Origin of the sequence: Kitasatospora sp. NPDC058965 (genome assembly GCF_042741245.1) — a bacterium.
Lineage (GTDB): Bacteria > Actinomycetota > Actinomycetes > Streptomycetales > Streptomycetaceae > Kitasatospora.
Window position 1 is genome coordinate 24,419 of record NZ_JBHYKG010000051.1, and the last position, 11,109, is coordinate 35,527.

The 11,109-nt window shown below is 75.8% G+C and carries 11 protein-coding genes; 6 read left to right on the plus strand and 5 right to left on the minus strand.

What is annotated here, in order from left to right:
* Positions 1 to 34 precede the first annotated feature (34 nt).
* Positions 35 to 670, plus strand: a complete 636-nt coding sequence (locus ACFW1A_RS11690; protein ID WP_380407665.1) for a class I SAM-dependent methyltransferase — start codon at positions 35 to 37, stop codon at positions 668 to 670.
* On the opposite strand, the gene ACFW1A_RS11695 is transcribed toward ACFW1A_RS11690, so the two are convergent.
* The gene (locus tag ACFW1A_RS11695; protein WP_380407667.1) at positions 667 to 1,449 is read right to left on the minus strand and encodes a class I SAM-dependent methyltransferase; all 783 of its coding nucleotides are present in this window, start codon (positions 1,447 to 1,449) and stop codon (positions 667 to 669) included. The genes ACFW1A_RS11690 and ACFW1A_RS11695 overlap by 4 nt on opposite strands.
* An 80-nt stretch (positions 1,450 to 1,529) precedes the next feature.
* Positions 1,530 to 4,184, minus strand: coding sequence for an alpha-N-acetylglucosaminidase TIM-barrel domain-containing protein (locus ACFW1A_RS11700; RefSeq protein WP_380407669.1), 2,655 nt, complete (start codon positions 4,182 to 4,184; stop codon positions 1,530 to 1,532).
* A gap of 237 nt (positions 4,185 to 4,421) precedes the next feature.
* Here ACFW1A_RS11700 and ACFW1A_RS11705 point away from each other — a divergent pair, with 237 nt between their 5' ends.
* A complete protein-coding gene (locus tag ACFW1A_RS11705; RefSeq protein ID WP_380407671.1) occupies positions 4,422 to 5,678 on the plus strand; it encodes an ROK family protein in 1,257 nt (418 codons plus the stop codon).
* Positions 5,679 to 5,824: 146 nt separating this feature from the next.
* Positions 5,825 to 6,487: a hypothetical protein gene (locus ACFW1A_RS11710; RefSeq protein ID WP_380407673.1), complete on the plus strand. Its 663-nt coding sequence runs from the start codon at positions 5,825 to 5,827 to the stop codon at positions 6,485 to 6,487.
* Positions 6,488 to 6,558: 71 nt separating this feature from the next.
* Here ACFW1A_RS11710 and ACFW1A_RS11715 read toward each other — a convergent pair whose 3' ends face one another.
* Complete coding sequence (locus tag ACFW1A_RS11715; protein WP_380407675.1) at positions 6,559 to 7,482, minus strand: alpha/beta hydrolase; 924 nt, start codon at positions 7,480 to 7,482, stop codon at positions 6,559 to 6,561.
* Between the two features lie 70 nt (positions 7,483 to 7,552).
* Between ACFW1A_RS11715 and ACFW1A_RS11720 the strand changes: the two genes are divergently transcribed.
* A complete protein-coding gene (locus ACFW1A_RS11720; protein WP_380407677.1) occupies positions 7,553 to 8,023 on the plus strand; it encodes a MarR family winged helix-turn-helix transcriptional regulator in 471 nt (156 codons plus the stop codon).
* Positions 8,024 to 8,128: 105 nt separating this feature from the next.
* Here the strand turns inward: ACFW1A_RS11720 and ACFW1A_RS11725 are convergent, their stop codons facing one another.
* Together ACFW1A_RS11725 and ACFW1A_RS11730 are read right to left on the minus strand one after the other, a co-directional pair.
* A complete protein-coding gene (locus ACFW1A_RS11725; protein ID WP_380407679.1) occupies positions 8,129 to 9,259 on the minus strand; it encodes a glutamate--cysteine ligase in 1,131 nt (376 codons plus the stop codon).
* Between the two features lie 71 nt (positions 9,260 to 9,330).
* On the minus strand, positions 9,331 to 9,630 hold the full coding sequence (locus tag ACFW1A_RS11730) for a WhiB family transcriptional regulator (protein WP_380407682.1): 300 nt from the start codon (positions 9,628 to 9,630) through the stop codon (positions 9,331 to 9,333).
* A 212-nt stretch (positions 9,631 to 9,842) separates the two neighbouring features.
* On the opposite strand from ACFW1A_RS11730, the gene ACFW1A_RS11735 reads away from it, so the two are divergent.
* Both ACFW1A_RS11735 and ACFW1A_RS11740 read left to right on the plus strand, forming a co-directional pair.
* The gene (locus tag ACFW1A_RS11735; RefSeq protein ID WP_380407685.1) at positions 9,843 to 10,379 is read left to right on the plus strand and encodes a hypothetical protein; all 537 of its coding nucleotides are present in this window, start codon (positions 9,843 to 9,845) and stop codon (positions 10,377 to 10,379) included.
* A 70-nt stretch (positions 10,380 to 10,449) separates the two neighbouring features.
* Positions 10,450 to 10,866: a hypothetical protein gene (locus tag ACFW1A_RS11740; RefSeq protein ID WP_380407687.1), complete on the plus strand. Its 417-nt coding sequence runs from the start codon at positions 10,450 to 10,452 to the stop codon at positions 10,864 to 10,866.
* The last annotated feature ends 243 nt before the right edge of the window (positions 10,867 to 11,109 follow it).

The window sequence follows — 11,109 nt, forward strand, 5'->3', positions numbered from 1 at the left end:
GGCCGCCGCCAACGCTGGTGTAGCTTCCCTTCCCGTGACGGAGCACCAGGACGAGACCGGGGCGGCCTACGACGGGGTCGTCGAGCTGTACGCGTCGATGTTCGCCGACCGGCTGGAGGCGCACCCGTTCTCGCGGAACATGATCGGCACGTTCGCCGAGTTGGTGCGCGGTGCGGGGAACCTGCGGGCGGTCGACGTCGGGTGCGGGCCGGGGCATCTGACGGCCCTGCTGGACGAGCTGGGGCTGGACGCGTTCGGGGTCGACCTCTCCGCGGGCATGGTCGAGCATGCCCGGCGGGCCCGTCCGGGGCTGCGGTTCGACGTGGCGCGGATGGAGGCGCTGCCGGTCGAGGACGGCGCGCTCGGCGGGGTGCTGGCCCACTACTCGACGATCCACACCCCGCCCGGGAAGGTGCCCGCGCTGCTCGCCGAGCAGGCCCGGGTCCTGGCGCCGGGGGGCCTGTTCCTGGTCTCCTTCTTCGCGACCGACGGACCGGAGCCGGTCCGCTTCGACCACAAGGTGACGCCCGCCTACAGCTGGCCGGTGGACCGGTTCGCCGAGGCGGTGGCCGGGGCCGGTCTCACCGTGTTCGCCCGGCTGGTCCACGACCCGGCCTCCGAGCGGGGCTTCCTCGACGCCCACCTGCTGGCCCGGCGGGACAGGCTCTAGCGCGGAACCGTGCCCTGCTCCGCCGACCGCCGGGCCAGGTGCACGGTCAGGTCGGCGAGCAGCTCGACCGTCGCGGGCAGCACCCCGGCGATCCGGCGGAACGCCGCCGCGCGGTCGGCGGGCGACAGGACCAGGTAGGCCGACACGGTCGACAGGTGGTCGAGGTACTCGGCGGCGGTCATCGTGAGGCGGCGCGGGATCTCGACCTGGCGCACGTCGGTGAACCACGCGGACCGTTCGAGTTCGGTGCCCGGCCACTGCATGGCCTGCTCCGGCGGCGTGCCGTCCGGGGACGGGATCTCGGCCGTGTCCAGGTAGGGCGCCTGGGCCTGCTCCGCGGCCCGGGCGAGCTGCGGGTCGGCGAGTTCGACCGGGCCGCCGAAGGAGGCGAACACTCCGTCCGGCACGAGCAGTTCGGCCATCCGGGGCCAGCGGCCCGCAGGGCGGGTCCAGTGCAGGGCCGCGGCCGCGTAGACCAGGTCGTACCGCTCCCCGACCCGCAGCTCCTCGAAGGCGGCCCGCTCGGTGCGGACCGTGGCCGGGACGTGCTTGCGCAGTTCCGCCAGCATCTCCTCGTCGGGCTCGGTCGCGGTGACGGCGATGCCCTGCGCGGCGAACAGGCGGGTGGCCTTGCCCGTCCCGGCACCGATCTCCAGGGCGGTCCGCACCGGGCGGCCCGCGTAGGCCGTCACCAGGTCGAGGAGTGCGGCCGGGTACCCCGGGCGGTGCCGCTCGTACGCCTGGGCCATCGCCCCGAAACTCAGTGCACGTTCTGCCATGCCGCGCATCCTGGCACGGACCGCGGGTCGGCGCCGGGGAATTTCGCGCCGACCCGCGGCCCACCGGGCCTGACGGAGCGTCAGCCCGGCAGCTGCCAGAGCTGGTTGGCAGTGCCGGTGCAGGTCCAGACGATCAGCGCGGTGCCGGGCGCCGAGCTGCCGCCGGAGGCGTCCAGGCAGAGGCCGGACTTGGTGTTCTGCAGGGTGCCGTCGCCGCGCGGCACCCAGGACTGGGCGGGGGTGCCGTTGCAGCTGTAGAGCTGGACGACGGTGCCGGCGGTGGTGGCACCGCCCCGCACGTCCATGCACTTGCCGTCGGCGCGCAGCGTGCCGTCGCCCGGCCGGCTCCAGTTCTGGGCGGCGGTGCCGTTGCAGGTCCACAGCTGCAGCGGGGTGGAGTCGGCGGAGTTGCCGTTGGTGATGTCCACGCACCGGCCGCCGATGCCGGTGACGGGTCCGCTCGGGGCGACGGCCGGCAGGGTGGCGTCGACGTGCCCGGCGGCGGTGACCGGGTCGCCGGTCGGGGTGGTCGGGTAGCCGGTGGCGGCGCGGGCCCAGGCGTCGTCCATGGCGAAGTAGTCGATGGCGGCCGGGGTGGTGCCGGTGGCGAGCGCGGTGTCCAGCGAGGCGAAGTACGCCGACCAGCGCTTGGCGTAGAGGTCGCCGACCAGGCCCGCGTACTCGCGCGCCGCGTAGTCGCGCAGGCCGTTGCCGTCGGCCTGCGCGCGGTTGCCCCAGGTGGTGACGATCGCGCGGTCGTCGTACTGGAGTTGCTGCCGCTCCGCGTCGGTGGCACCCCAGGCACTCACCTCGGCGAGCCAACTACCGGTCAGGAATCGGGAGTCGGTGGCGAGCAGCTGGTCCAGCCCGGTCTCGTCGCCGTTCCACTCGGCGACCAGCGAGCGGAAGGAGGCGAGGTCCTTGGCGTTGTAGGCGGCGGCGATCTGCGGGAGCAGGGCCCGGCTGCGGTCGTCCAGCGCCTGTCGGGCGAGGTTGACCACGTCGAACCGGTAGGCGTCGGTGGCCCGGCGGGCCGGGGCGGCCTTGAGCAGGTCGGTGAGCGCGGCGCGCACGGTCGCGGGGTCGTACCGCATCGCCGTGGGGCTCCAACTGGCCGTGCTGCTCGCGGTGAGCGAGGGGCGGGCGGTGAACAGGCTGTCCTGCGGCTCGGCCCAGCTGCCGGAGGGCATGGCGTACGGGCCCTGGGCGAGCCGGGCCCAGGCGGCCTCGGCGTTGGCGTCGGCGCCGCCGTAGCGCGCGTCGGCATAGCTGCGGAACCAGGCGGTGCGGTCGAGGCCGGTGGCCGGGGCCCAGGCCAGGTCGGCGAAGAGGGCCAGCGCGGCGGGGTCGGTCCCGGTGCCCTCGGGCAGGTAGGCGATGCCCTGCTCGGCGCTGCCGGGCTTGGTCAGCCACTGCTGGAAACGGGCGGTCCAGACGGCCGTGTTGGCGCCGCTGGTGGTCTTGCCGCCCATGTCGGAGATGGTGCCGAAGGCGTAGGGGGTGCCGGACCAGGAGGTCTCGCGGTCGAGGTTGTCGTAGCGGTCGGAGAGGCCGTCGACGATCAGCATCCGGCTCTTGTCGACCCCGGCCAGCAGGGCGGCGGCGGGGTTGTCCTGCCAGCCGAGGATGACCCAGGTGGCGCCGGGGTGGGCGGCCTGCAGCGCCTGCTGGACGGCGGTGGCGGCATTGGTGACGTTCACGCTGCCGGCGGTGCCGCCCTCGTGCAGCGGGTCCATCTTGTACATCGTGCTGTCGCCGAAGGCGGTGCGCTGGGCGGCGTAGTACGCCGCGGCGACCTGGGCGAAGAGCGGGGTGGTGGGATCGAGCCAGGAGTCGCGGGTGAAGCCGACCCAGCTGCCCTGCGGGACGACCGAGGCGCCGGGGTTGCGGGTGGCGAAGTCGGTCGGGACGGTGCCGTAGAAGCCGGGCAGCACCGGGGTCATGCCGAGCGCGCGCAGCTGGTCGCACAGCTGGCGGCCCAAGGCGGCCCGGGCGGTGACCAGTTGCTGGCTGACCGGCCCGCCGCCGGACATGTTCTGCAGCAACCACCAGGGCTGGTGCGCCGGTTCGGGGGTCCAGGCGAGCAGGTCGGCGGCGGAGTAGCCGAACTGCTGCAGCGCCTGCTGGTAGGGCTGTTCGGCGCCGACGGTCAGGTACACCTCGTTGAAGCCGTGCAGCGCGAGCACGTCGATCTCGTGCTGCCAGTCGGCGAAGCCGCGGTAGGCGCCGGAGTAGCCGTTGTCGGTGTCGTTGAGCGCGTAGCGGTGCGGGACCACCGCACTGTCGGTGAACGGGGCGGGGACGGCCGGCAGGGTGGCGGGCAGGGCGTCGGTGCTGCTGCCGGGCAGGCCGATGTCGGCGTGCGCCACGGTGCGCAGGTACCAGCCGACGCCGGCCAGCAGGGTGGCGGGCGAGGTGCCGGTGACCTGGATCGCGCCGGCGGTGCCGGAGACGGTGAAGGCGTCGGCGCCGGAGGCGGCCCGTGTGGCGGGGACCAGGGTGAACTGGCCGGCCCGGGCCGGGAGCAGGCGCTGCAGCGCGGCCGCGGCGGGGGCGGGCTCGAAGGCGGTGGTGCCGGTGGCGCGCGTGGTGCTGTGGGTTCCGGTGGCCCCGACCAGGGCCGTGGCGTGCGCGGGGGCGGTGGCCAGGGCCGGGGCGGCGGTCAGCAGGGAGAGCGCGGCGAGTGCGCGCAGCAGCCGGGGTCTGCGGGGCGTGGGAGTGCGGAGCGTGCCCATGTCTGCCTCTTCACGGAGTGGGGGTCGGTCGTGCGGGGCGCGGTGGGTGACTTACTAACAAACCGTTCGTTAATATGGGTCCGTGGTCCCGCCCTGTCAAGAACTCCCGCAGGGCGGGGCGGCTACATTGCACCGGACGGCTCCGCCCACCACGCGGAGCGCAACGCGGAGGAGCGGCATGCGGCGGAGCGGGATGCGACCGGGCGGACTGCGGCGCAGCGGGATGCGAGCGGCCGGGTGACGGACGAGGCGACGCAGACGGCCCGTCAGCAGGCGGCGACCGGACCGGCCGTGCTGCGGCGGATGAACGCCGCGGCCGTGCTGGCGGCGCTGCGCGCGGGCGGTCCGCAGGCCGCCCGGGTCGCCGACCTGGCCGCGGCGACCGGTCTGTCCCGGCCCGCCGTGACCCGGGCGCTGGCGGCACTGTCCGAGGCCGGACTGGTGGTCACCACCGACGCCGGCGAAGGCAGCGCCGCCGGGACCGCCGGCAAGCTCGGCCGACCGGCCCAGCACGTGCGCTTCCGGGCCGAGTACGGGCACGTCGTCGGGGTGGACGTCGGCCCGCACAAGGTGCTCGCCGTCCTGGCCGACCTGGCGGGCCGCACCCTGGCGACCAGTCAGCTCACCGTCCCCGCCCAGGTGGACGGCCCCCGCCTGTTCGAGATCGTCCGTGCCGCCCTCACCGCCGTCGCCGAGCGGGCCGCCACCGCGCCCGAACGCCTGCTGGCGGTCAGCGTCGGCACCCCCGGCGTGGTGCCGCCGGACAGCGACACGGTCCGGGTGGCTCCCAGCATCCCGGGCTGGGCCGGACTCCCGGTGGTCCCCAGGCTGCGCGACTGGCTGAACTGCCCGGTGACGATCGACAACGACGTCGACCTGGCGGTGCTCGGCGAGCAGTGGCGCGGCGAGGCGGCCGCCGACCGCAGCCTGGTCTTCGTGCAGTGGGGCGAGCGGATCGGTACCGGGCTGGTGCTCGACGGCCGCCCGCACCGCGGTGCCACGGGTGCCGCGGGCGAGTTGGGCTTCGTCGACCTGCTGACGGATCCGGACGCCGTTGTGGACCTGCCGCTCGCCGAGCGCCTGCCGGACGGCCTGGGCCCGTTCGAGCACCTGGCCGGCGCGGCCGCCATCCGCCGCCTGGCCCGCGCCGCGGGCGTCCCGCTCGGGCCGGACGGCGACACCGCCCCGCTGTTCGAGGCCGCAGCCCGGGGCGACGCCGCCGCGCTGGCCGTGGTGGACCGGGTGGCCGCCCGGTTCGCCCGCGGGCTGGCCGTGCTGCTGCTCCTGCTCGACCCGGACCGGGTGGTGATCGGCGGCGGCCTGTCCCGGGCCGGGGAGACCCTGCTCGGCCCGGTCCGCGCCCACCTGCACCGGCACACGCTGGTCGACACCGAGGTCGCCGCTTCGACGCTCGGCGACCGGGCGGTCGCGGTCGGCGCCGTCCGCCGCGCCCTCGACCTGGTCGAGCCGCGCCTGACGGCCGCGCTGGGCTGACCGCCGGACCCGATCGCCTCGTGCTGCCCCGCTCGTCCCGACCCGCCGGTGCCGGCCCGCCGCACCCGGCCCGGCAGGCATGCCCGGACGCCGACGGGGCAGACGCACGGGCGACCTGACGTCGAAGCAGAGCATCGGAGGTTGCGATGAACGAGCCCGTGCCGTACCGGATCGGGGCCGAGGTCCGCTGCGCGGACGAGGACTGCGGTCGACTGCAGCGGGTGGTGGTCGACCCCGTCGCGGGCCTGGTCACCCACCTGGTGGTGGCCGACCGGCTGGTGCCGGCCGACCTGGTCGAGCACCCCGCGGCCGCGGCGCCGGCCGACGGGTCCGGCGCCGCCGTCATCCTGCGCTGCACCCGCGCGGAGCTGGAGCGGCTGGACTCCGCGGTCGAGGCCCACTACCTGGAGGCCGACCCGGGCAGCCCGGGCTACGGGCCCGGCGAGGCGCTGCTGCTGCCCTACTACGGCCTGGGCGCCGGTGCCGCCGGTCTGACGCCCGGTCTGCTGCTCCCCGCAGCCGATCCGGTGCTGGACCAGCACGACCGGGTACCCGCCGGCGAGGTGCAGATCCGGCGCGGGGACCAGGTCGAGGCCGAGGACGGGTCGATCGGCCGGGTCCGGGGCCTGGCGGTCGACCCGGCGGACCACGCCGTGACCCACGTGCTGCTGCAGGAGGGCCACCTGTGGGGCCGCAGGACGGTCGCCATCCCGATCCGGCAGACCTACTGGAGCGGCGGCCTGGTCCACGTGCGGCTGACCCGGGACGAGGTGGCGGACCTGCCGCCGGCCCGGCTCGGCGGCAGCTGACCGGCCGTCACCCGAGCAGCGCGGGTCGGCGGCCGGGGCCGGCCGGCCGCGCGGCCGGCGGGCTCCGCGCCCTACCGGGCCGACCCGACTGCGGCGTCGGGCCGGCGGACGTGCTGCGCGAGGAAGAGGGCTGCGCGGTCCAGGGCCCGGTCGGCCTCGTCGAGCACGCCGGCGAAGGCCTGGAAGACGTGGCACACGTCGGCGGTGACGTCGAGGATCACGTCCACGCCGGCTGCGCGGGCGCGGGCGGCCAGGCGGGTGGAGTCGTCCAGCAGCACTTCGTCCGTGCCCGCCTGGAGGAGCATCGGCGGGAAGCCCGTCAGGTCGGCGAGGACGGCGGGGCTGAGCAGGGGCTGGTGCGGGTCGGCTCCCGCCAGGTACATGGCCCCGGTGTGCCCCAGGCTCTCGCGGGTGAAGAACGGGTCGACGCCCGCCTTGGTGTCCATGCTCTCGCCCGCCCGGGTGGCGTCGAGGCCCGGGGAGAGGGCCACGATCGCAGCGGGCATCGGGAGACCGGCGTCGCGTGCGGCGAGGCACGTGGTGACGGTGAGGCCGCCGCCCGCGGAGTCCCCCGCGAACGCGAGGGTCGCCGGGTCCGTGCCGCCGTCGAGGAGGGCGCGGTAGGCGCTCAGCGCGTCCTCGATCGCGGCCGGGAACGGGTGCTCGGGGGCGAGCCGGTAGTCCAGCGAGTACGCCGTGCACCCGGTCCTGGCCACCAGGTTCCCCGTGAGCGGGAGCGCGGTCTCGGGGGAGCCGGACACCCAGCCGCCGCCGTGGAAGTACAGGATCGTCCCGGTGCGCGTGCCGCTGCCCGGCTCGACGCGCAGCGCCGGGCGGTCGCCGAGCGTCGTCCCGGTGAGGCGCAGCCCGTCCGGGACGACCATCCGGGCCATCAGTGCCTGGAATCCGGCTCGGATCGCCTCGATCGACCGGGGGCCGTCGGGCCGCGGCTGTCGCAGCACCGCACTGACCTGCGCGCGCTGTTCCTTGCTCATGATGCGTGCTCCCGTCGCAACTAGCTTCCGCCGCACTATATGCCGCGGCATCTAAAGTAGACTACATGCCATGGCATCCACAGTGAGCGGTGAGCCGGTCGACCTGCCGGGCTTCTTCGCCGACCTCGTCCGGTGCGAGACGCGGCTGTACAACGCCCTCAACGACCGGCTGCGCGAGCGGCACGGGATCGTCACGTCGCAGTTCGAGTTCCTGCGCCACCTCCGCGACCACCCCGGGGCCCGGGTGGCGGATCTGGCGGCCGAGTTCGCCGTCGGCATCGGCGCCACCAGCAAGGGGATCGACCGCCTGGAGCGGCAGGGCTGGGTCGCCCGCCTGCCGAACCCGGCGGACCGCCGGTCGTCCCTGCTGGAACTGACCGACACCGGGCTGCAGGTGGTCGGCGCGGCGGAAGCGACCTTCGCCGAGCGGCTGGCCGAGCTGATCGCCGGTGCGCCCATGGCCTTGGAGGCCGCCGCCCAGGCCCTCGCCGAGCTGCGGTCCGCGCTGGAGCGCGACCGGATCGGCACGCCCACGGGCTGACGCGTCTGCGCGACCCCGCCGAAGCGGGCGGCAGGTCGGGTCGGCCGATCGGCCGCCGCTCCCCCGCACCCGCCGGCGCAGTGGGAGCCCCGGCGCACACCCCCGTCAGTCCGCGGCGCTCTCGTCCGCGATCATGGCGAGCAGGCCGGCCTTCCCGTGCCGCTCCAGGTGGCGGCGCTGGCGCTCGGCGCCGTTCCCCTCGGCCAGCATCCGCTCCACCAGCGGTACCACGGCCCGGGTGTCCCCCCACTCGTCCAGGACCGGCGCGAGGTGGTCCACCATCTCGGCCACCAGCACCGGTGCGGGGCGGGCCAGCCCGTCCCGCGCGTCGTGCAGGGTGCCGGTCAGGCCGTGCCGGGCGGCGTGCCAGGCCGCACCCTCCAGGCTCTCCGGCGAGCGGTCCGGCAGCGGCCGGCCGGCGGCCGCGTCGCGCAGCGCGGTGACCACCAACGCGCGCACCAGTCCGGCCAGCATCACCGCCTCGTCGGCACGCAACTGCACGTCCATGGCGCGCAGTTCGACGGTCGGGAAGCGGGCCGAGGGCCGCGCCTGCCAGTACAGCTGGCCGCGGTCGCGGATCAACCCGGCCGCCAGCAGGTGGTCGACCCGCCGGTCGTAGTCGGCCGCGTCGGCGAACCGCGGCGGGATGCCGCTGATCGGCCAGCGGCCGAACACCACGGTGCGCCAGCTCGCGAAGCCGGTGTCACTGCCGTACCAGAGCGGGGAGTTGGCGGACAGCGCGGTCAGCACCGGCAACCAGCCGCGCAACCGGTTGAGCACCGCGATGGCGGCCTCCGGACCGGGCACGGCCACGTGCACGTGCATGCCGTTGATCAGCGCCTCGTCCGCCAACCGGGACACGTCGCGGCGGATCGAGTGGTAGCGCGGCGCGTCGGTGATGGTCGGCGGGCGGTCGGCGTGCGCGTAGGGCGCGGTGCCGCAGGCCGCCAGCCGGCAGTCGGCCTGCTCGGCCGCCACCGCGAGGGCGTGGCGCAGGCGCAGCAGGTGCCCGCCGACCTCGTGCAGGTCGCGGCAGACCGGGGTGGCCACCTCGACCTGGGCCTGCAGCAGCTCGTTCTGCAGTTCCTCGCCGTCGACCGCCGGGTGCAGGCCCGCCGTCTCGCGGACCGCCTCGACCCGGGGCGTGGGGAGCCCGCTGTCCGGGTCGACGAGCAGGTACTCCTCCTCGACCCCGACGGTCGCGGGCCCAGTCGCCTCATTCGTTCGCGAACCCATGTCTGCGCCCCTACCCGCGGGTGCGCCGGCCACACCCGCGGGCCCGCCGGGCGGTCGGCCGCCGCGGCACCTCAGGCTGCCGACCGCTGGTGCAGGCCGCGGCTGAGCAGGCGGTGGCGCTCGTCCTCGGTGAGGCCGCCCCACACGCCGTACCGCTCGCGGGTTTCGAGGGCGTAGCGGCGGCACTCGAGCCGGACCGGGCAGCCGGCGCAGACGGCCTTCGCGGCCGCCTCGCGCGCGTCGTGGGCCTCGCCGCGCTCGCCCGAGGGGTGGAAGAAGAGGCTCGCGCCCCCGGAGCGGCAGGCGCCGCGCAGCTGCCAGGTCCAGTGGTGTTCGTAGGCGCCGGGTTGGTGGGTCGTCCGGTGCGGCATGGGATCGTCCTCTCCGACGGGGGAAGCTGGCTGTCCCGTCCGTCTGTCCCGGTTCCGCCGCACCAATCACCCGATCGGATCAATCCCGCGCACCGCGCGGATCCGGTTCGCGGGTCCTCCTCGCCCCGACAGGTTTGCCTCCCGAAGACGGGGCAAGGCGATCGGGGCACGACGCGGCCGTCCGACGCCGTCACGAACCGGAGGAGAACGACATGAGCCTGTCGATCATCGCGGTGATCGTCGCACTGGCCGTCGCGGCGGGCATCGTCGCCCTGGCCCCCGACCTGACGGGTCGACGGCTGCGGCTGCGGGCCCACCGGCGGCGGCTCGTCCCGCTGTCGCCCCGTCGGCGCGAGGAGTCGGCGGTGCTGCTCGCCGCGGTCCAGGAGCTCTTCGTGGACGACCCGGGCCGCGCGCTGCGCCACACCGCCACCCTGCTGGACGCGGCCCTGAACGAGATGCGCTACCCGCCCGAACCCGCGGGCCGGGTCGAGGCCCTGGCGGCTGACTACGGCCCGCAGCTGGCCGGCTACCGGTCGGCCCTGCGGGTCCTGGAGCGCAGCCGCCGCGGGCGGGTCGGCACGGAGGAGGCCCGGGCCGCACTGCTGGGCGTCCGGGAGCTGTACCTGGAGGTCCTGCGGACCGGACCCACGCTCCGCGGCGGCGGCGACGGGCCGCTCCGTACCGCGGCCGCCCCTGCGGTGCCGCGACGGCCGGCTCGGACGCTGCCCCGGCACGCCGTCCGCTGAGCCGCCGTCGACCACGGCGGCACACGACCACGGAACACGAAGCTCGAAGCACGAGGGAGGAGCACACCCCATGGGACGGAATCCCACCGCGCCGGACGACGGTCCCCCGAACGACATCCGCGCCGCGATCCCCGAGCAGGCCCCGCCCGGCGCCGGCGGCGCACGCGGCGTGGCCACGGAGCACCCGGTGGGCGACCCGCGCGCGACCGTCGACCCGCGCTGCCTGGACCCCGAGCGGGTGCAACGGCTGCAGGCCGAGTGGCACACCCTGCAGGCCGGGTTCGTCGACGACCCGGCCCGGGCCGTCGAGCACGCGGACGCCTTGGTGCAGAAGTCGCTGCGCCTGATCGGCGAGTCCGTCACCGCCCGCCGCACCGAGCTGGGCGGCGCCCGTCCGGAGCAGCAGTCCCTCGCGGCCGGCACCGAGGAGCTGCGGGTGGCGCTCCGTCAGTACCGGGCGCTGCTGGAGCGGCTGCTCCAGGTCTGACCTTCTGACCGGGTCGGCACCGGCGGCTCGGCGGGCACCGACACCCCGGCCGCTCGAAGATGAACGCGAAGACCTCGAACGCACCCTCGGTCGAGAGGAGCCGTGACCATGGGAACCGTTCCCGTCCCACCCGATCCGGACGCCACTCCCGTACCGCCCCCACCCCCCCCCCCCCCCGCCCCCCAGCCCGTGAAGCCACCCGTACCCCCCGCCCCCCCCCGCCCCCCCCGCGCCCCCCCACCC